Source organism: Bradyrhizobium sp. 26S5 (assembly GCF_036923295.1).
GTDB lineage: Bacteria > Pseudomonadota > Alphaproteobacteria > Rhizobiales > Xanthobacteraceae > Bradyrhizobium > Bradyrhizobium septentrionale.
Genome location: NZ_CP145948.1, coordinates 1,224,845 through 1,244,326 on the forward strand (window position 1 = coordinate 1,224,845; position 19,482 = coordinate 1,244,326).

Genomic DNA, 19,482 nt, shown 5'->3' on the forward strand with positions numbered 1-19,482 from the left:
ATTATGCAGTGCTTGTATCGTCCTCGAGGCTATCAAACCCACCAAGTTCAAGGACCTTTTCGAAGTCACGAAGCGTGACGACCCGGTTCCTTAAATCAAGGATGCCCTTCGTTCGAAACGCCTGAAGCACCCGGTTGACATGCACAACGCTCAACCCAAGCGCGTCGGCCAGCTTCGATTGGGTAATCGGAAAGTCAAACTGCTCGTTGGCAACCAATCCCATCGCGGCAAGCCGCCCCCGCAACTCTGCAAGTAAATAGGCCATGCGGCCAGATGCCGATCGCGTGCCCAAGTTGACGATCCACTGCCTGAACAGCGCCGAGTCGGTAAGCGTCTCGCGCCAAAGTGCTTGTGCCAAGGCTGGCCGAGTGCTGAGGGTCCGTTCGAGCAACTCATGTTTTATAAAACCAACCTTGGCTTCCGAGAGAGTCGTCAGATCATGATCCATCCGCTTTACTGGCAGGCCTTGGAGATCAGGCATGTCACCGGCGACGTGGAACGACAGGATTTGCCGCTTGCTAGTTTCGGAGACTTTGGACCGATAGACGAAGCCGCTCATGATTACGCAGCATTGGGTGCTGAGCTCCCCCTCGCGAACGATGGGCGAATCCTCCGTCAGCGATGCTTGAATCCTAATTGTTTGTGGAAGAGCGACATTGGTCGACGTAATGCCCATACCCTCAAAAGTGAGCCGGGGCCAAAAGTGAGCTGGGGCAAATTTGCACGTTGCGACTATTGGTCGCTATATCTCGTTGGATACAACAGGAACGACTCTTTGTGCGCGGAGTTTCGGCTCATGAGCAAATACTTCTTTCATATATCTAACGGCCACCCCTTCGACGATGCGGATGGCGAAGAACTCCCAGACGACAAATCCGCCTGGGACCAGGCCGTCATGACCGTTCGAGACATCGAGTCAAATCTTGACCTCGATAGATCCAACCGCTGGTCGATTTCGGTCAAGCGAGAAGACACGCCAATCGTCCAGATCAGTGTAACCGCCAAGCGTATTGGCCCGGCCCACCGAACGGGAAGGTAGGTAACGACTGAGCACAGTCAGAGCGGCATCACGCCGCCTGCTGTCGACAAGAGCTCTTCCATCTGCAAGGCGCGATCGGCCTCGTATGCTTTCCTGAGAAATCGATCACGCTCCTCACCTGGTGGCAGGCTAGCCGCTCTCGTCCTTGCTGCTTGTGCGAGCTGGATAAGCCGATAGCTCAGTGACGTCGTCTGCTTGAACCGGTTGCGCCTTTTCATCGTTGTTGCCTTCGTACGTTCGCGATAGGGCACCATCGCAAGACCGATCCGAAAATTCAGTAACTTGCGATATAAAGCGGCGGACCAAATTTTATTCTCTGATCAGAAACCAGTCGGGTTCTCGGAGTTGGAGGCGTGACTCCGACGACGAGGTGCCGGTGGGTGTTCCTCGCGAGGAACGGATACCGATATTCGCGCGTTCAGACCATGAAAGGATTCGATCATGACGAGAACATTTGACCCGGCGCCCGTGGACAAACACGCCGAGGACCCAAAGCAGGCCAAAGGCCGAGCCAAAGCGAAAGACGATGAACTCACAAGGAGACTGGAGGAAACATTCCCTGCGTCAGATCCGGTGAGTAGTACGCAGGCGTCAAAAGCGACGCCCGACGGCTAATTTGAAACAAAGGATGAGATTGGCATCGTTTGTGGCAGCGATGGCCGGCCAAAGGCGTCAATGTTCCCATGTCATATCGCGCACTAACGCGTTTGAGCCTTCCGCTCTTGGTTATTCTGAGTGGTTGCGAACAGCAGCAGATTGAGTGCGACTCGATCGAAACACGAAAAGCAGTGCTTCAAACCATTTCGGACAACCATCGGAATCCTTTAGTGGGTTATGCCGCTAAAGAATCGACAGCGAAGCCAACTCCCGAAAATTTGCAGCCGCAATACCTTCTCAGCGAGAGGATGGTAACGACCTCGAGGAGCAAAGATGGGAGAACCGTCCAGTGTAGCGGCGGAATTTCTGTTGCAGTCGGTGACACGAAGGCGTCAAAAGAGGTCGAGTTTACGGCACAGCAATCGGCCGACGGGAAAATATCCGTGTCAGTTGTTCCGTTTCAATTTTGAAATGGCCCGTTGCGCAATCAGACTCCAGCTGGGCAGACAAATACCGGCTCTGCTGCTTTCATCGCACTCGCGCTCGAGGCCATTCTGCTGACCTCTCGCGTTCGTATGCGGCAGAACGCGATCGACGGGATCGCCCGCCATCTGCGGGATCGCGAAGAGGCGAATGAGGGGACATGCGGTTCCCGCTGAGATGACGGCGGACGTCGGACAAGAGGACGTGCGTAGCCCCTGGACGCTTTGGCAGCGGCCCATGCGCATCAATTCCCGGACGCCCTTCCGCCGGTTTCCTTGCGACGTCCTGGATTGTCGGCGCTGGAATTACCGGCGCGCTCGTGGCCGAGCGGCTCACCCGGGAAGGCCGTCAGGTCGTTCTGATCGAGCGCGAAGATGCCAGTCACGGCAGCACGGCCGCCAGCAATCGATGAAGCCATACTCCGATCACGGCTAAGGTAGGACCGGACCGGCCGAGTTGCGCGCCGTGTTTTCGTCAATATCACTCCGCTTCAACAGATAATCCAGCCCGCCGACCCGGTACCAGCGGTACCCGTACGGCTCCAGAACGATGCGATGCTGGCCGCGTTTGTCGGCGTGGCTGTGGTCTTCCGCGAGAAGGTTGATCAGGTGCTCGCCGGCATCGCCCGGCAGCCCCGTCGCGAATGCGATCTCACACGGCTTTTCGTCAAGATTGTGCACGAACAGCACAGAATTGTTGCGCCAGTCATAGCGCATGATGAAGACGGCAGGATCGCGTGTCGCGATCACCGCAAAATCGCCCCAGCCGATCTCGGGCACTTCCTTGCGCATGCGGACGATGCGCTCGGTCCAGTTCAGCATGGAGTTCGGATCGCGCCGCTGTTTTGCGACGTTGACATGCTCGTAGCCGTAAGGCCCCTTGTCGATCACGGGGCTCACAGGCTTGCTGCTCTTGGTGAACCCGCCATGCGGCTCGGTCGACCATTGCATCGGCGTGCGCGCGCAGTTGCGTTCGGGCAGCGAGAGATCGTCGCCCATCGCGATTTCGTCGCCATAGCGGATGACAGGCGTTCCCGGCAGCGTGCACATCAGGCTGTAGGCGAGCTCGAGCCGCCGACGATCGCCTCCGAGCATCGGCGCGAGCCGGCGCCTTATGCCACGATTGTAGAGCTGCATATCCTTGTCGGGGCCAAATGATTTGAACACGATATCGCGTTGTGCCTTGGTCAGTCGTCCGAGGTCCAGCTCGTCATGATTGCGAAGGAACAGGCCCCATTGCGCCGTGGCTGGCCGCGGTTTTGTTGCTTTCAGTGCCTTGGCCAACGGACCTGAGTCGCTCGACGCCAGCGCATAGAACAGATGCTGGTTGACGTGAAAGTTGAACATCATATGCATGCGGTCGTCGTCCTTGCCGAAATACTCCATGTCCGTTTCCGGCAGCACATTGGCCTCGGCCAAGATGATGGCGTCACCCTCGCGCCATTGCAGGAATTCGCGGAACGCGCGCAGCATGTCGTATTGCTCGACCGGCTTCGTCACCTTGGCGCCCTTGGTCGCGATCACGAAGGGAACCGCGTCCATGCGAAAGCCGGAGACGCCGAGCTGAATCCAGAAGCCCATAATCTTCAGGATCTCCGCCTGGACATGCGGATTCGACGTGTTGAGATCGGGCTGGAAATCGTAGAAGCGGTGAAAGTACCAGGCGCCGGCGGCCCTGTCGCGTGTCCAGGTCGATTTCTGCACGCCGGGAAACACCATGCCCTTGTTGGCGTTGGCCGGTTTCTTGTCCGACCAGACATACCAGTCGCGATAAGGCGAATTCTTGTCGCGCCGCGCCTCCTTGAACCAATGATGCTGGTCGGAGGTGTGGTTGACGACGAGATCGATGATGACGCGCATGCCGCGCTGCTTGCAGCCATGGGTGAATTCGACGAAATCGCCGAGCGTGCCGTAGCGGGAATCGACACTGTAATAGTCGGCGATGTCGTAACCGTCGTCGCGGCCGGGCGAGGTCTGGAAGGGCATCAACCAGATTGTGGTGATGCCGAGGCCGTGCAGATAATCGAGCCGGCGCAACAACCCCTTGAAATCACCGACCCCGTCGCCGTTGGCATCCATGAAGGTGCCGACGGACAGGCAATAGATGATGGCGTTCTTGTACCAGAGATCGTCGATCATGCCACGGGCTCGATGTATCCGCCGGGCCGGCGGCTGCGTGATAAGTGCTTGAGGACGGGGAGGTTCCGTGTCGCTGGTGCTGCACGGAATTCGATACTGACAGAATAAGGATCTCCCGACGGGCTTAACAGCAACGATAAGCGGGACATCGAACGAACTGGGCAGCTTTTCCTGATCGGGCGCGTTGCGGAGGCCTTGGAGGGCGTGGCGTCCTGACGAGGTATCGGATCGGCCGGGCTCGGCCCGGTCATGATGACATGGGAATTCCAAAACTACGCCGCCGGGCTCGAAACACGATGTCCCGGCGCGATATGATCGGCTATTAGGCCGATCAGATTACCTTTGCTTCCTTTGTGATGGCGGAAATCGAGGAACCTGACTTTCGCGCGATTGAAGCAAACTGTTGATTGGAGACCTTCAAGCGCTTCCTCAATATTTTGACTTGGACCTTGTCTCGCAGATCCAGCGAACTGCGAAAATAGCTTTGCCTACGCTTGTTCATGGTGGCTCGCAAAGAAAGATTGCACGCGACGTTGCGGCATTGCCGTCGACATCGATTGGTCGACGATCGGGACCGGGTTGTTGCTCCCGCGTGAGCGCCGTCTCCATCTACGCAACGCCGAGCCTAGGACGACGTTCCGTCCCTCCGAAAGAGAAGATGGATTGCCGCTGTGCCCGTGGACCTTTGACGACGACAAAAACTCCAATCGCGCATGCTTGATAACGAGCGGAGTTGATTCGGCTATGATGCTGGAAGCCGTCGTGCCGCTGATGGGTCTGGGCGCTTACTCCTTACTGGTTATTGCCTTCTGGGGGCTTACGTTGCGCTAGGTCCAAAAGACGCCGGTCTCACAAATAGACGTTGGCGATGCCTAAGTGAATGTCCGCCAAGGGCCACAACCGGACTTGGCCCATTTAGCGGAGTGGACGAAGGTCTCTGGAGGTTGAAAGGCGATCATAGGGTCCGGCGGCCCCGCGACGGGAGGGGTTCCTTTTTGCTCGCCGCCGGTGTTTCCTCTGCACGGCGGAGAACGGGCATGCAGAGATTGCTGGGAGAGAAGATCGGCGAAGGCGTCTTCGCTGATGTCCACGCCTGGGCGCCTGGTCAGATCGTCAAGTTGTCCAAGCCAGGTATCCCGCAGTGGGTCGTCCAGCACGAGACGCAAATGACCCGCGCGGTCTTCGCCGCCGGCGGCCCAGCGCCGGAGGTGCTCGGCGAAGTCACCCTGGACGGCCGCTTTGGCATCGTGCTGCCGCGGTTCGATGGGCCGACCCTGACGCAGGCTACGCGCACCGGCGCCATCACGCGTGAACAAGCGGGCGCAATCCTTGCGACGCTCTGCCTTGCCGTTCACAAGACGCGACCGCCGCCGCACGCACTCTCGCTGCGCGAGGCGATGGACGCCAGATTGCGGTTCGGCGGCAGCGTGCTTCCGGAGCGCATCACCACCGGCGTCCTCGCGCTGATCGAGCACCTCGCGCCCGATGACGTGCTGTGCCATTCCGATCTTCACCCCGGCAACGTGATTATGACGGCGCAGGGTCCGAGACTGATCGACTGGCTTGGCGCGGCTCGTGCGCCCGCCGCCTACGAGATTGCACAGTGCCATGTCCTGCTTGCCGAGATTGGCCCGGAACACGCCGACGATCCGGAGCGGGCCACGGTCAATTCGGTTCTGCAGGCGGAGTATGCGCGGCTGGCCGGCATAGCCCCTGCGGCGCTGACGGCGGCGATGCAGCCCTATTTGCCGATCGTCCGCGTCTTCCTCCTGCTCGGCGGGGCCATGCCTGACATGCGGGAGCGGCTGATCCAGCGCGTCGAGGCGGCCCTGCGCTCGGAAGGCTGAATTGTTTTGGTCGCGCGCGAGCCGGAGTGGCCTGTCGAAGCGAGCCGTCAGTGTCTCCTTTGGGGCAAACTCGGAAGTCGGAGCGTGCAACCGTCACGTCGGCTTCACCCCCGATATCGGGCTTTCGATAGCCAGCGCGGCACTTCCGAAAAGGGCCAGAAACGGAACCGCGTCAAACGGCCACGCTCTGGCGCTCGTCCTCAATGGACGTCCCCGTAGTACGATGTTCCGATCTCTGGTTGAGCTTTGCTCCAAAGCGTCGGAGATTTCCGTGACAGATGCAACGAAGTTTCAGTACACAAGCTCTTCGGTTCCGAAAGCTTACGACACGTTCTTCGTGCCGAGGATATTCGAGCCGCGGGCAAAACTCTTGCTCACGAAGCCAATCTTCAAAAGGGCGAGGCCGTCCTTGACATCGCCACTGGCCCCGGGACCGTGGCACGGCTAGCCGCAGCACAGCTTGGGCCCAAGGGCCGCGTCGTTGCGGTCGATATCGCCCAGCCAATGTTGGACATTGCTAGATCCAAACCTCCGCTTGCAGACGCAGCCTCGATTGAATATGTGCAATCCGCGGCCACACCGTTGTCTGCCGCAACCGGCGCCTTCGATGCCGTCCTATGCCAACAGGGCTTGCAGTTCTTTCCTGACAAGCCGGGCGCACTCAGAGAGATGTATCGGGTATTGAAGCCCAATGGACGTGCGGCGATTGCCGTGTGGGCCGAGATCGAACGCAATTCGATATTTGTTGCGTACCATGCAGCCCTGCGCGCTACGGTGCCCTCCGAGCTCGCCGAATTGGCGACAGCACCGTTCAGTTTCCCAAGCGGCACGGTGCTAATGGCTGCAATTGAACACGCAGGTTTTCGCGAAGTCCGCCTATTGACGCCAACGCTGCCCATGGTGTTTGAGGCGGGATTGGACCAAGCAATACAATCCTTCGCTGCTACGCCTGTTGCGCCAAGTGTTGCCGCACTACCCCAGGATGTTCAGGAAGCCTTCGCCGCCCGCGTGAGGCACGAAATGACGCCGTTGCTGAGGGACGGCAAGGTCATCGGCGAGATGAATTCGAACATCGTTGTAGCGTATCGTTAGTCCGTATTTCCGAGGTTGAGCAGTTTCTCAGTTCATTGCGGCGCAACGACGGCTCCGCGTTCTGCGCGAATATGGTCGATCGCCAGTTCGCAGCGTGCCTGTCAGGCCGAGCCACTAGCGGGACCGCTATTGGTCGATCCATGATCCCTCGATCAAGGCAATCTGCGCGCAAATGCGTTGCGCTGAAAACGAAGCCCATCAACAGCTGCCGGCAGAATACAGGAAGCGAGGCTAGCGGCTTCTCGCCGCGGACGAGGAACTGATGTGCATATCGGCATGTTGCGCATACGAGAAGATGGAGGTTTCAGTGCGAGCCCGATTAGCATCGATATGCCTTGTGCTGTCTTGTGGATTAGCGACGGCGCAACCTGCCACAAAAGGGGACGTCAATGCGCCAACTGGGCGTTCAGCGCCCGAAGACAAAGGTCAATTGCAACCCCAAGGCTGGACTGGGCCAATCAACACCGGCTCAGGCGGCGCTCCGCCGGAAAGCCCCCAGGGACAAAGCCCGCCAGGAATGCAGCCGGCGCCGGACGGATCGACAAAAACGATGGTCGCGCCTCCTAAATAGAAGGGTTTGCTTTTCTGGTGCCCACGCTACTGTTGGCTGCTTGCACGCCGACGGAAGCTGTCGATCGCGCGGTTCGATAGCACAAGTCTCCGTCTTTCGCCCTTCAGCATCTGGGACTTGATGTTCCCGAGGAGAAATTCGGCGGTTTGCTGAGCATCGTCGATCTCGTCCAGACCGCCGAGAAAGTCCCAGGCGATCTGAAGCGAGCTTTCGATAAGCGGTGGAAGTGGTTCGGTCATCCGTTAGGAGCACCCGCCCACCTCGCACTGATCCTGAAAATTGATAGCGGAAGCTGCAAACGACCAAAGCCCGCCCGTGTCAACGCTCCGGACAGTGAAGGGCACGGCCGGTCCGCTCGCCGAGCTTCTTCGCTTTCTTTGCCATCACGGCCGGTCAGTTTCAATGAGGCCAAACGCAACTACATTTCGTGGGTTTCTTGGCAAGTGACTGCTCGAGGAACCAATCGGACGGCGCTCGCTTGAATGGAGTTGTTTATGTGTCCAGCCGCGATCGAACTGTCCAACGAGGCAGATTAGCCAGCCGGCCGCAGGCGGCCCGCCTGTGATCGTTCCGGGCGAACCGCCCATGCATTTAACTGTGATGAGAACAGAGGTGCGTCGGGCAATCGTGCTCATTCTTCACGATACAAACAAGCCACCGACAACGCCGCATCACGAGTGAACCCCAAAGGGGCTTTACAAGAGCTGATGCGCGCTTTGCGGTCAAGGCCGAGATCGCCGCGGATGCCGCCGCATCGCGATCGTCATGCGCGTGGCGGGCCTCACCGGCGTCAGCTTCTCGCCATTTGCCGCCGGCGCTATTTCGCCGGCGGCCTCGCCGTGCTCACCGGTGGCGCTGCGATCGCCGGCGCCACGCATCTCTACAACGCCGGCTTTAGCTCGGCCGATGCCAAATGCGAGGCAGCGCAGGTCGCCGAGCAGAACGCTCAATTGGAGGCGCGCCTCCAGGAAAGGGATCGCCAGCTCGTTTTCGCCAACGCCCTGCAACCGCGACGCCAAGCGAGCCGCGGAGGCCGAGAGACATCGCCGACATGAGCCGACCTTCCCGGCGTCGTTCCGGGCATTTCGTTTGCGCGCGGTGCCGCGACCAGCCGCATGCCAAGCAGCGCGAGCGGCGAGATGTCGGTTCGATGCTCGATGGGCAAGCCTTGCGCCTGCACTGACCACGCAAACCAGCTTTCATCGGGCTCGACGCTCAACAGGTCAGCCATCGTCTCGGCTTCGGCTTTCTGGCGCGCTTCGTGCGTCGAGGCGGCCTTGTCATCCGCTTCGCTGGCGGTCGCGCGCGGCGATCGCCTGCTCAATGCCGTGGGTGGAAAGGTTCACCTCCTCAGCGCAGTTACCGCGCACGAGGCGTCCTATTCCTTCTCGCATATCGACGTGAGTGTGGCGCGGCAGCACAATCTTGCCGCCTTGCCTTAGCGCGGCCCAGACCTACTCGTCGTCGGCAAAGGCGGGACCGGCCAAGATCGCCAGCAAACACACCAAACGAAGGAGGCGCGCAGCTACCCGACTGTTGAAGACTGTAAGCATGGGTAGGGATGCTCGGGTTCAACAAGAAGGGCCTAAGAGAAATCATGATTGCGCGAGTTGGAAGTCGCAAGATCACTTCTGCTCCCGCATTGTTGCTGCGGCGCGCACGCCTGATGGCGTCTCGCCGAAGTACCGGCGGAACATGCGATTGAAGTGGGAAACATCACCAAAGCCGACCCCAAACGCAATATCGATGATCGCCAAGCGCCGATGGTGCGGGTCAGTCAACATCGCGAAGGCACGCTCAAGCCGGCGTCCTGAAAGGTGCTCGGTGAACGACTTTCCGGTCCCCTCGTCGAGCAGTTTTTGCACGTATCTCCGCGACATGCCGAGCACCCCGGCGACACTGTCCAGATCGAAATTGGGATCGTTGAAGCGTCGCGCGACCACCGCCAGGATCGCCTGCAGCCTGGCTGCTTTCACGCCGCGGTCCGTAACAATGTTTGCAGCTTCGTCGGTCGGCCCGAGCGTCGCGGCCACGAGATCAAGGAGATGTACGCCGATGGTGGAGGCCAGTTCTGATGACGGAGGTTCCTTGAGGGTTGCGAGCGATCGCAGGTAGCAGCCCAGGAGTCTAAGCGCCGGTCCGGGACGCACCGGCCGACCTGATAGATCTTCCGGCTGCGCAACCAGAGACTTAAGGGCGGCAGCCTGCACGGTCACGTATCTGACTCTGGCACCACGCGGCCCAAATACTCGCAGCGGCCTTCCCCGGTCAATCAAACAAGCGGATCCGGCATCATAGACATGTTCCTGGCCAGCATTTGCAAATTTGACCGGTCCGGTCTCGACGATGTTCAGTCCGAATTGGTCACGGCTATCCTTGAGGTGGTGTTTGTGACGGATGAACTCCACCGGCGTGGCGACAACGCCACAAACGCCGACCGCGCCAAGCGGCAAGTAGGTGACGTCGATACGCGGGCGGCCGCCGCTGTGATCTATCACGTCCAATGCGAGGTTCAGCCGCGCAAACTCCTCACGGAACGTGGAGAACCTCGCGCGCTCCGGCAGCATCTCGGTCGACCATCGCAAAAGGTGAGATGATGTTGGCATCTCGACCTCCCACTTCGGGGCCCCCGCAAGAAATCATATCGGACGCGTTTCGCTGCATGTGTGAAATGGATTACAAAGGAGAGGTAGCCTGCGCGACATGATCGAGCGCGACGCGTTGCTCGCTGCACGCGATGAGTTGGCGCGCACCGCGCGCAGATTGTGGCGGCCAACGAGACCGCAGCTTCCTTCACTTGCGAGAACAACCAGCCTTTAGCCGCAATCGTCGCAAATGGCGGTGTCGGCTTGTTGCGCGCATAAATCGATCAGCGGCTGGAAGCAGCATAGTCGGCATTTGGCCCAAAGCGGACACGGCCCTAGTCAGGGCTCATGTCCGCTATTTGACCCGAAACGGGCATTGGTGGCGCACCGGCAACTTCCTGCCGTTCATTCCTCCGGCACCCCCGCCATGCGCATGCCCTCATACACACGCTCGCGGCCGGCGAGATAAGCCATATAGTCGCTCGCCGCGCGGGCTCGGTAGCCCAGCGATTGCAGCGGACGGCCCCCAAACCCAAGAGCTACTTTGCGCCAACGTTGTCCTCCAAGGTGTCAAATCCGCCAAGTTCAAGGATCTTTTCGAAGTCGCGAAGTGTGACGACTTGCCGCTTCAAATCAAGGATGCCTTGTTTTCGAAACGCCTGGAGGACCCGATTGACATGCACAACGCTTAACCCAAGCGCATCCGCCAGCTTTGATTGGGTAATCGGAAAGTCAAACTGATCGTTGGCGACCAACCCTACCGCTGCAAGTCGCTGGCGCAATTCCGCTATCAAATAGGCCATGCGTCCCGCTGCCGATCGCGTGCCAAGGTTCACGATCCACTTCCGGAACAGTGCAGCGTCCAAAAGCGTCTCACGCCAGAGTGCTCGCGTTAACATCGGGCGCGTATGAATAGTTCGCTCAAGCGACCCGTGATTGATAAAACCAATCCTCGCTTCCGAGAGCGTCGTCAAATCATGATCCATCCGCTTTATTGGCAGGCCCTGAAGGTCTGGCATGTCACCTGCGACGTGGAACGACAGGATTTGGCGCTTGCCAGTTTCGGAGACTTTGGACCGATACGCGAAGCCGCTCATAATCACGCAGCATTGTGTGCTAAGATCCCCCTCGCGAACGATAGGTGAATCTTCCGGCAGGGTTTTCGTTGGCGCCACGATGGACAACAAAGCCGCGACGTCTTCGTCCGGCAACTCGGAGTGCAGCCGCAACTTGCGTACCATCATCTCGAGGGGCATCTGAGGCTCCTTGTCAACCTTTCGGGACGGGGAGCCGTGGGGCCCCAATCATAGGACTAGGAACGAGCGTTGATGACAATAATTATCCCCCGAGCTTCAGCGCAATAGTTCCAATCACGATCGTCTGAAATGCCGCGGTATTTTTCACATCCAGCATCGGAAGCGGAATCCCGACGAAATCGGTATGGACCTTCCCGACATTGACGCCGCTTGGAAGGAAGCCACCGTCACTGCCGGAAAATACCTCCAGGACCTAGATGGTACGCTTAAGCCCAGCCATGAATGGCGGATGGAAATAACTGACGAGGCGGGAAATCTGATTTGGGTTCTCCGCCTGTTGGCCGAACGGCACCGCCAAGGAATCAAAGCATAGGCCTATGCGCACCGTCTGGGTTGTCGCGGTGCCTATGCACGGTACCAATCACATGCGGTCCATTCGCGTGGTTGCCGCTAGGGGCGCATCACGCGCGCCCGACATTCAAGTCTAAACTAGGCCCCAGCTTGTGGTCCCCTCGCTGGGGCCGTTTCTTTGAGCAAAACGGAATCGGATTGGAGGATCCTACAACGTTGGGAACGCCCTCGAGATCTGTCCGTTGATAATTCGACTTGTTGGAGGACCCGTCCATGCAAGACGATTACGAGATCTTTCACGATTCGGAGCTTTGGTTAGCTGCTTTAGTCAGCTGCGGGCCAGCGTTTCTGATCGAGGCCATGATGATCGCATCGCTTATTCAGCCGCAGTTCCCGGGCTGACAAGCTATGAACCAGCCCGCAAAGCTGCGAGTACCAGGCAAAGTGCTAAAGATAGCAGGAGCAACTGTTCTGCTGGCGCTGTTGCTCATGGGTTTTATTTTTAGCGCGATATAGCTGCGGGCGGATTGCCTTGACCGATGGATGGTGGATGGACCGATAGCGGCCCGCTAGGCTTCGTGGGATTGCCGTCGGCACGCGAAGCGGCTGTAGTCGGCCCCATGAGCGACTACCCCATGAAGATCACGTTCCGCGAAATGCGCGAAACGGGCGCCACGCGCATCATCGTCTTTTGCAAAGACTATCGGTGCTCTCATAACATCCAGATGGACGCGGCGAAATGGCCGGACGAGATGCGGCTGTCGGATCTCGAGCCGCGGTTCACCTGCACAGCTTGTGGCAAGCGAGGCTCGATCATTCGATCGGCTGATGCGCCCCGAGGATGGGCACCGGTTAATGGGAGTCGCTAGCAATCGCGGCATGAGGCGATGGCGGGTCCGGGCTGGAAAAGCTATGCCTCGAACCGCATATTTGGCGGGATGACCGCGAGGGACCATTTCAAGGCTTATTTAAAGTGCCCGCGTTGTGGGCTTACCGGCGCCGCCAACTTGGCCGAACTTGATGAGCCGAGCCAGACAACCATGGTGGAGCAGCTTCCACGAGGCTTTAAAGTCGTGAATCAGCCTAGCAATCTCGCTAGCATCGATCTGTTCTGCGAACGGTGCGACGTGTCAGCAATCACCACAGATGAGTAGCCATCCCGAACGTCCGAAGATCGATCTCATCCAACTCGCGAACCGCGGAGACGTAGCCGTAACGAAGTTCCTTTGGAACTGCCGCCAAGGGGCGTACGTTAGCCTTTATCACCGCCCGGATCAGTGGCTTTTATCGGTGATGAGACCGCCCGGTTAGCGCTCCCGCCTTCCTCGAACAGGAAAGGAGCGCCCCATGGTCATCAAGCGGCGGCGTTTCAAACAACACCAACCCCTTCAAGAACGTCTGTGTGAGGAAGGACAGCGCCTGCGGGCGATGGCCACCGAACTGCCCGTTGGCGCGGCCAAGGAGGCGGCGCTCGAAAAGGCCCGGCAGATGGAAACCGCCTCACATGTAGACGAATGGCTTTCCTCCGCCGGCTCGCAGAGTCCGAAGTGAAGCGGACGAACCAGCGGCGTCCCATCATCGTAGACGTTGCAAGTCCCGACATTAAGCCCCGGGGAGTGTTCGCCGTCGACCTTGCCGACGATGAAACCGCGAGAATCGTGGCTCGAAAAATCGCCGCTGCAACCGGGCGGCGCGTGACACTTCGGGATGCTGACAGGATAGCGATAGAGACGGTTCCAGCCCCCAAAAGGCATTAAGCCCCGCGTCAGGAACCTGTTCTGCCTGCCTGCTTTGACAAGTAACGCAGTGAGGCGAACCATGACGCGCTATTATTTTGATCTGCGCGACGGTGAGGAGTTGGCCCCCGATGAGGAGGGCCTGGAACTCAACAGCATGCAGGCGGCGCAAATGGAGGCTGCTAAGTCGGTGGCAGATATGGTCCGGGACGTCGTGTATCAGTCTCAGCGCGTACACAACCACCGCATGGCGATAGAGGTCCGAGACGACAAGGGCCCTGTGATGCAGCTCAAGTTTACCTTCGAGATCGAAAAGAAATTGCAGTAAGGCCTACGCTTGATGGCGTTGAATCGGTTTGCGTTGGAGTGCATTGCAGTCGCCAATCGCCGAACTGCTCTGATCGTATTTGTGGTCGTGCTCGCGATTGCGCTTATCGCTGCGACCATTACGACGCTCGAGAACGTTCCTACGCGCGCGTTCAGCAACGAGACGCCCCCGTACGATCGGGCTGGCTCGGCGCAGCCGCCGTCTGATCTGGCGCCAGGCGCACCGCGGGTGTCGTCCGGCAACGTCGTCGCCAAGGCTCTCACGCCCCGCCCAGCAGCTTCCGCGCCCATCCGTTTTCCGGATCGGATAGCGCAGGTCAGCCCTGATCGGGCTTTCTTAGAAGAACGGTAGGTTCGCAGCCGCCGCGGTGTCGCATCACGCCAATGTCCAACTCGCCTGCACCGAGCTACCGGGCTTACTGCGTGGGGACTGACGGTCACATTGTTGGTCGTGAGGACCTGACCTGCGCCAGCGATGCGGAAGCCATCGCCCTGGCACCAATTTTACAGACAAGCGCGCGGTGGAAGTCTGGGACGGGGACCGCCTCGTGACCAAACTCGCACGTGCGAAACCTTCTAAATGAACAATTTGCGTCCTTTTTCGTATACGGAGAATGCTCAGGGAAGAGAAAGACAGCCGTCGGGGACTGGAGCGCGAGCTCGAAAGGGCGAAACGGCTTGCCGCGGTCACAACGGATCGCACGACCTATGAGCGGATACGCGATTTTGCCGAGGACATCCGGCAAAGGCTCCAGCGGTTAGTATCCCGCCGAGGTAAACAAGACGAGATCCGTGCACGCGCGCGTCAGCTTTGGCAAGAGGCGGGCCGACCAGCGGGCCGCGACTTGGATTTCTGGCTGCAAGCCGAGCGCGAACTCGCGGACGATGAAGCGATCGACGGGTGAGGCCGTAGCGTTTTGGAACTAGCGCATAGGACCGAACCGCCGGCTCGTCTTCGTAGTCACCGCGCCGAACAAGATGGCGGCAACGATAAGGTTGCCGTCTTGAAGGTCGCGATGTTGGCGGAGGCATCGTTTCAGGCGGCGCAGGCGATGCTCACGGAACGGCGGTAAGGCTGCGACTCTCATCGTTCCGGCTCCATCGGTGAGGGCGAACTAAAGGGAGGATCGGATGAAGATCGAATCCTGGCATCGACGGCATGCCGTCCAGCTGGCGGCGCAACTGCCGGACAAGGCTGAGGACAGCCTCATAATCCTCCGGCTGGCAACGGAGCTTGTGACGGACTTCCTCGCCGTTGATGAGCAGGGTAGGAAGTCGGCCCCGTGGTCGCTCTGATTGGGTGCAACGACGACTGCGCCTGATCGCGGTCCCGGCCGCTGTCTCAAGAAAATACGCCGCCGGTGTCAAAAATACACGCCCGACGGCGTTTCCTTCCTGAACTGGGACGCTGAAATCCCCAGCACGGTCTCAATTGCAGCGCCTATGCCAGATCGGCTCAAGCTGGCGGCGCCTGACGGCAATTGGTTAAGACGAAGCCGGACTTGCTACATTGCCACTCGCTGCCGAGCGCATTGCTCGAGACAGAATGGGGAGCGGCCATTGCTAGCAAGATGACGACACAGGACAGTGAGACCGCGGTTGCCGCGAAACGTGCCTTGCGCATCCACACTGAATTCATCATGGCCGTCGCTCCCTTCTGGTGCTGAACGACAGGCTGCGCGCGGTTTGTTTCTCGCTCGCTTCGAGACAACCGAAATGGTGTTTCGTTCACGCGGAGGCGTTTGGAGACGCCATTCGGCACATCATCGAAAAGTACGCCGCCGGGCCCGAAATGGTTTGTCCCAGCGGCGTTCATTCCTAAAACCTGGGCCCTGAAAATTCCCCCGGCGCCTTAACCGGCGTCGGGCTTTTTGTCATTCGAGGCGGTATTTTCGGCCGTTCGTGTTTGGGTCGGTATTGTCGCTAGACGAGAACATCAAGACTGATCCGAAATAGTTGGCTTCGTCTCGATAGAGCCAAAAGCGCCCAGCTCCTTTGTCGATGATTTCTTGCTGAGGAGTGTTCGCCGGTCCGAGCAAGCGGTCGTCTTCATAGAGATTGGCATTCTTAAGCGGGCTATCGAAGTGTTTGAAGGGCACCAAATACGCGTGCCCCTGATAATGACGCATCATGCCGCGGATACGGTGGTGCTCGATCGGGGTCGGAGGAATGAGGTAAAGGAGAGCACTCGACGCCAACGCAAAAAACGTCGATCCGATCACGACCCGATTGCTTGCAGATATCTTACGCCCCAACTTTTTCGGGCTCTTTATTGCGGGGCTTGCCTTCTGGGCCAAGTCCCTTGACCCCATAAAGCCGGTAGGAGTCGGTCAAGCCTTGTTCGCGTCCGTCCCGATACCCGGCTTGGTAAGCCCAGCGCGCGGAAAGACCGGCCAGCGCAACCAGCACGAGGAAGACAAAAGCGGTCAGCATGGGGGCGGGCCGACGATGCTAAAGGTTGAATCTGCGATCCAATATAACCGGTTGGGGGAAAGTATCCATCCCTAGAAACGCCGCAGGAGGACGATTAGTGTCCAGCTTGAACACTTATCGGGCCTCCGCCAAAGCTACACGATGCATCGCCGGATGCGTCCTGTTCTTCACCTTAATCCAGTGTGTGCACCGGCCGCCTCGATAGGGCCGATCCGATCGCTTGGACACCAGCCCCTAAAAACCGAACTCGCAGGTCTTGCGGAAAAGTTCCGGGCCGATCTCCCCTTACTCATAGTCCGACAGGAAGATGCCCTCTGCCGGCGCGCAAGGAGCCGCTGCAGGGTTCGTCTTGCGCATCGACAGCGGCAGATCCCGGAGGTCGTCACCGTCCAACACCAGGATGTCGAAGGCGATCATCTCCACGGCCGCATTGTGCTTGCCGGAATGCAAGGCGTTGAAGTCTGAATAGCCGTCACACCACGGACGATGGCCTCTTCGTCGATCACGAACTGCTTCTGGCGGCCGAAGCCGGTGGCGATCGATGCGATCGCGATCCCGGCGTAACCCCACCATGGCATTTCTGAAGTCTCAAGCGAGCCGCAGCGTGAGCTGACGCCGACCGCCGGTATGTCGATCCACGAAGGCCTCGAGCGCAGCCGGGATCTCGATCTGCTGCAGGTCGCATCGGCGCTGGATCTCGTGTGCGATGTCCTCGGAGACGTCCTCGCTCCAGCGCTCGGCGGTGTTGAAGCCGATCACCCGGATCGGGCTCGCATACTCGCCGGCCAGCATGCCCCGGATCACGGTCTCGAGGTCGGTCGTCTTGAGGTTGGCCTCGCGCCAGGCTTTGCCGATCGGGCCACCAGGTAGACGATCTGATCCGTCGAGGGAACGATCGAGGGTGTCCAAGCGGACCGACGCATGACGCAACTCCACGCAACTAACCCCCTTCGCTGGGGTCGCTGGTTAGCTGTTCCGGAGCGAATTCGGAACTTTCAGTCGTCAATCTCGCTTAATGACCAGGAGATCGTAGATCGAGCCTGTAAGATTTTTGAGCGGTATCCGATATCCGTCTTCGCCTTCGTGGTGGACAGTGTCTTGAGCCACGCGCTGGAAAGCACCTAGGTCGTTCGAACCATTTCCGGCGGGTTGGATTGAGAATGTACGATCATCGACGATTGTAGCGCGGTGCAGCCGCGATCCCTTACGAAGCTTATCGAAGTAGTGCATTCGCATATCTCCCCAGAGACAATTCCAATACCAAAAGCAGCAATCCCTTATTTGGTTCCGTTCCAGCGGAGGAACCAACTTTGCCAGACCGACTTCTGATGAAAAGGAGAGATTCATGGTCAATACACCAGAACGACGCATTGTTGAGACAACTATGGAAGCTCGGCAGGCGGAGCCAGGACCAAGTGTGCTGAAATTGCTAATCGCCAGCCTTGGCCTAGCCGCGGTAACCTTGGTGGTTATCTGGATGTTCTTCTTCCGCGCCTGAGCGGACACGCTGGAGTAGCCTGCTCACGATCTCCAAGTTTCTGAAAATGGCACGCGGCCCCCCATGTCGTGCCAGTTAGGCGTCACGTGCACTGCGCCGGCCACGCCGCAGACCTTGCAGACCAAACGCCAACCGACGCGCGACCATGGCTGATCCTGCGGTAGGTCGCCCAGCCGTACATCCACCATCCGACCGCAACCTCCGTGGCATTAGATGTTACAGCTAACGTGGCCGTTAGCGAGCCATTCCGCGGGGCTACCAGGCGGGAACGAGCGGCCGGACCATTTGGTATATCGACGCTGGTGCATGCGCCAATAATCGCGCCGCTCGCGAGCGGAGTGAAGCCGCTAGGGATCGCGGCGAGTGGCTGCGAGCGAACAAGGAATTGGTCAAGGGGCGTGGAGCGGCCCTTTCGATTCCGACCGTTTTGATTTGGCGCGCGGCCCAAACTAATAAGTCCCGGCGCTCTGGGGAGGAACGCCGGGACTTTGGGGCACTAAATGAATGCGCAAACTTGGGGGCTGAAAAACGCATCCACTGTTGCCCAATTTTCCCGACTTGGAATCGTTCCTAATCAGCGGCCTGTTTTGAAATGGCGAGTGGCCTAGTTCGGCCGCGGCAAACCGCTTGGCGATTTCCGGCGGGACCTCGATCGGCCCTCAGGTAATCGGCATCCCCGCCGCCACCCGAGCAGTACGGGTTTTCTTCCAGCAGTCGGGGGCGCCCTTGGCTGGAAGCTTGGGAATGAACGTTCTGTCGGTCAGATCGTTCCTGCAGCACGAACTCGGGAAAAAGTGGCAATTCCTGTCAGCGATGTTAGTTTTGGAATCTCGGGTGTCACGCCCCGATTTTTGTTGATGCATAGGAAAAACTTGGCCCCGGCGCTTCAACGCTCTGGGGTTCTTTATTTTCACGACACCTTCTGGGGTAGCCCCCGCTAGCGCGGTACCGATTGCCACTTTCTCACGTTGCTATGGGGCAACACCGGTCAGAAATCTAGGAATTGCCGCTTCGTGGTGAGGTTCAGAATTGCAATCGTCGCGAGGGGCAACGAGGATTGGTTGGAGCGGTCGACCGTCACAGGTGGTCAAATGAGCAATCGTCTTATTTCCATTGTCTGCGGGAGTGGTTTGATCGTCGCAACAAGCGGGACTGTTTTTGCGGCTGATATGGCCGTCAAAACTCTTCCGTCAGCGCCGCCGCCTGCTATGTGGGATTGGTCCGGGTTCTATATCGGTGTAGGCGGCAGCTATAACTGGACCCATTTCGACCAATCGCTGCAGGGCGTATCCGGCCTCATCAGTGTATTTGATGCGGGGGTGCTAACCGCCCAAGGGCAAGAGGGTGGTCCCTTTTTCGACTTCAATCGAAACAAATCCGGTTTCGCCCCCGATGTTCAGTTCGGCTATATGCAACCGTTTGTGTTTCGGCATGGAATAAGGACCCCGTTTCGGGGTGATCGGCATCCAATCGGGACCCCGGGATAAGGGTCCACAGTGGCTTCCATCGAGTCATGGAAGCCGAGGTTG

Annotated in this window: 26 protein-coding genes; 14 read left to right on the forward strand and 12 right to left on the reverse strand. The window is 58.9% G+C overall.

The window, feature by feature from the left end; genetic code table 11:
• Position 1: 1 nt before the first annotated feature.
• Positions 2-559 (reverse strand): Crp/Fnr family transcriptional regulator, encoded by a 558-nt coding sequence (locus V5279_RS05825; RefSeq protein ID WP_338695781.1) that lies wholly within the window; start codon positions 557-559, stop codon positions 2-4.
• 237 nt (positions 560-796) lie between these two features.
• Between V5279_RS05825 and V5279_RS05830 the strand changes: the two genes are divergently transcribed.
• Entirely contained in the window at positions 797-1,039 is a 243-nt protein-coding gene (locus tag V5279_RS05830; protein ID WP_338695783.1) for a DUF6894 family protein, read from the forward strand.
• 1,399 nt (positions 1,040-2,438) lie between these two features.
• The gene (locus V5279_RS05835) at positions 2,439-2,531 is read left to right on the forward strand and encodes a hypothetical protein (RefSeq protein ID WP_338695785.1); all 93 of its coding nucleotides are present in this window, start codon (positions 2,439-2,441) and stop codon (positions 2,529-2,531) included.
• Positions 2,532-2,550: 19 nt separating this feature from the next.
• On the opposite strand, the gene V5279_RS05840 is transcribed toward V5279_RS05835, so the two are convergent.
• On the reverse strand, positions 2,551-4,257 hold the full coding sequence (locus tag V5279_RS05840) for an alpha-amylase family protein (RefSeq protein WP_338695787.1): 1,707 nt from the start codon (positions 4,255-4,257) through the stop codon (positions 2,551-2,553).
• 331 nt (positions 4,258-4,588) lie between these two features.
• Positions 4,589-4,759, reverse strand: coding sequence for a DUF3606 domain-containing protein (locus V5279_RS05845; protein WP_338695789.1), 171 nt, complete (start codon positions 4,757-4,759; stop codon positions 4,589-4,591).
• Positions 4,760-5,252: 493 nt separating this feature from the next.
• Here V5279_RS05845 and V5279_RS05850 point away from each other — a divergent pair, with 493 nt between their 5' ends.
• Together V5279_RS05850 and V5279_RS05855 are read left to right on the forward strand one after the other, a co-directional pair.
• Complete coding sequence (locus tag V5279_RS05850) at positions 5,253-6,104, forward strand: aminoglycoside phosphotransferase family protein (RefSeq protein ID WP_338695791.1); 852 nt, start codon at positions 5,253-5,255, stop codon at positions 6,102-6,104.
• A gap of 246 nt (positions 6,105-6,350) precedes the next feature.
• A complete protein-coding gene (locus tag V5279_RS05855; RefSeq protein WP_338695793.1) occupies positions 6,351-7,196 on the forward strand; it encodes a class I SAM-dependent methyltransferase in 846 nt (281 codons plus the stop codon).
• Positions 7,197-7,793: 597 nt separating this feature from the next.
• Here V5279_RS05855 and V5279_RS05860 read toward each other — a convergent pair.
• Positions 7,794-8,006 (reverse strand): hypothetical protein, encoded by a 213-nt coding sequence (locus tag V5279_RS05860; RefSeq protein WP_165127726.1) that lies wholly within the window; start codon positions 8,004-8,006, stop codon positions 7,794-7,796.
• A gap of 483 nt (positions 8,007-8,489) precedes the next feature.
• A complete protein-coding gene (locus tag V5279_RS05865; RefSeq protein WP_338695796.1) occupies positions 8,490-8,774 on the reverse strand; it encodes a hypothetical protein in 285 nt (94 codons plus the stop codon).
• 108 nt (positions 8,775-8,882) lie between these two features.
• Here V5279_RS05865 and V5279_RS05870 point away from each other — a divergent pair, with 108 nt between their 5' ends.
• Positions 8,883-9,209, forward strand: a complete 327-nt coding sequence (locus tag V5279_RS05870; protein WP_338695798.1) for a hypothetical protein — start codon at positions 8,883-8,885, stop codon at positions 9,207-9,209.
• 183 nt (positions 9,210-9,392) lie between these two features.
• Here V5279_RS05870 and V5279_RS05875 read toward each other — a convergent pair whose 3' ends face one another.
• Positions 9,393-10,373, reverse strand: a complete 981-nt coding sequence (locus V5279_RS05875) for a helix-turn-helix transcriptional regulator (RefSeq protein WP_166299022.1) — start codon at positions 10,371-10,373, stop codon at positions 9,393-9,395.
• 518 nt (positions 10,374-10,891) lie between these two features.
• Positions 10,892-11,608: a Crp/Fnr family transcriptional regulator gene (locus tag V5279_RS05880; protein ID WP_166299021.1), complete on the reverse strand. Its 717-nt coding sequence runs from the start codon at positions 11,606-11,608 to the stop codon at positions 10,892-10,894.
• 184 nt (positions 11,609-11,792) lie between these two features.
• Between V5279_RS05880 and V5279_RS05885 the strand changes: the two genes are divergently transcribed.
• From V5279_RS05885 to V5279_RS05915, 7 genes are all read left to right on the forward strand, one after another.
• The gene (locus tag V5279_RS05885; protein WP_338695802.1) at positions 11,793-11,981 is read left to right on the forward strand and encodes a DUF6894 family protein; all 189 of its coding nucleotides are present in this window, start codon (positions 11,793-11,795) and stop codon (positions 11,979-11,981) included.
• A 251-nt stretch (positions 11,982-12,232) separates the two neighbouring features.
• Complete coding sequence (locus V5279_RS05890) at positions 12,233-12,361, forward strand: hypothetical protein (protein WP_338695804.1); 129 nt, start codon at positions 12,233-12,235, stop codon at positions 12,359-12,361.
• 233 nt (positions 12,362-12,594) lie between these two features.
• A complete protein-coding gene (locus tag V5279_RS05895) occupies positions 12,595-12,828 on the forward strand; it encodes a hypothetical protein (protein ID WP_338695806.1) in 234 nt (77 codons plus the stop codon).
• 478 nt (positions 12,829-13,306) lie between these two features.
• The gene (locus V5279_RS05900) at positions 13,307-13,510 is read left to right on the forward strand and encodes a hypothetical protein (RefSeq protein ID WP_338695714.1); all 204 of its coding nucleotides are present in this window, start codon (positions 13,307-13,309) and stop codon (positions 13,508-13,510) included.
• Between the two features lie 267 nt (positions 13,511-13,777).
• The gene (locus V5279_RS05905; protein WP_165124165.1) at positions 13,778-14,023 is read left to right on the forward strand and encodes a DUF6894 family protein; all 246 of its coding nucleotides are present in this window, start codon (positions 13,778-13,780) and stop codon (positions 14,021-14,023) included.
• Positions 14,024-14,636: 613 nt separating this feature from the next.
• Complete coding sequence (locus V5279_RS05910; protein ID WP_338695808.1) at positions 14,637-14,927, forward strand: DUF2934 domain-containing protein; 291 nt, start codon at positions 14,637-14,639, stop codon at positions 14,925-14,927.
• Positions 14,928-15,153: 226 nt separating this feature from the next.
• Positions 15,154-15,318 (forward strand): hypothetical protein, encoded by a 165-nt coding sequence (locus V5279_RS05915; RefSeq protein ID WP_166299019.1) that lies wholly within the window; start codon positions 15,154-15,156, stop codon positions 15,316-15,318.
• A gap of 578 nt (positions 15,319-15,896) precedes the next feature.
• On the opposite strand, the gene V5279_RS05920 is transcribed toward V5279_RS05915, so the two are convergent.
• The 5 genes from V5279_RS05920 to V5279_RS05940 all read right to left on the reverse strand — a co-directional run bounded on the left by V5279_RS05920 (position 15,897) and on the right by V5279_RS05940 (position 17,685).
• The gene (locus V5279_RS05920) at positions 15,897-16,244 is read right to left on the reverse strand and encodes a hypothetical protein (protein WP_166299018.1); all 348 of its coding nucleotides are present in this window, start codon (positions 16,242-16,244) and stop codon (positions 15,897-15,899) included.
• 22 nt (positions 16,245-16,266) lie between these two features.
• A complete protein-coding gene (locus V5279_RS05925; protein ID WP_166299017.1) occupies positions 16,267-16,455 on the reverse strand; it encodes a hypothetical protein in 189 nt (62 codons plus the stop codon).
• A 285-nt stretch (positions 16,456-16,740) separates the two neighbouring features.
• Entirely contained in the window at positions 16,741-17,028 is a 288-nt protein-coding gene (locus V5279_RS05930) for a hypothetical protein (protein WP_166299016.1), read from the reverse strand.
• A gap of 15 nt (positions 17,029-17,043) precedes the next feature.
• The gene (locus V5279_RS05935) at positions 17,044-17,364 is read right to left on the reverse strand and encodes a hypothetical protein (RefSeq protein WP_338695812.1); all 321 of its coding nucleotides are present in this window, start codon (positions 17,362-17,364) and stop codon (positions 17,044-17,046) included.
• A gap of 93 nt (positions 17,365-17,457) precedes the next feature.
• The gene (locus V5279_RS05940) at positions 17,458-17,685 is read right to left on the reverse strand and encodes a hypothetical protein (protein WP_338695814.1); all 228 of its coding nucleotides are present in this window, start codon (positions 17,683-17,685) and stop codon (positions 17,458-17,460) included.
• A 115-nt stretch (positions 17,686-17,800) separates the two neighbouring features.
• On the opposite strand from V5279_RS05940, the gene V5279_RS05945 reads away from it, so the two are divergent.
• A complete protein-coding gene (locus V5279_RS05945) occupies positions 17,801-17,953 on the forward strand; it encodes a hypothetical protein (RefSeq protein WP_338695816.1) in 153 nt (50 codons plus the stop codon).
• A gap of 1,091 nt (positions 17,954-19,044) precedes the next feature.
• Positions 19,045-19,440 carry a hypothetical protein gene (locus V5279_RS05950; RefSeq protein ID WP_338695818.1) on the forward strand — a complete coding sequence of 132 codons (396 nt, stop codon included), beginning with the start codon at positions 19,045-19,047 and terminating at the stop codon, positions 19,438-19,440.
• The last annotated feature ends 42 nt before the right edge of the window (positions 19,441-19,482 follow it).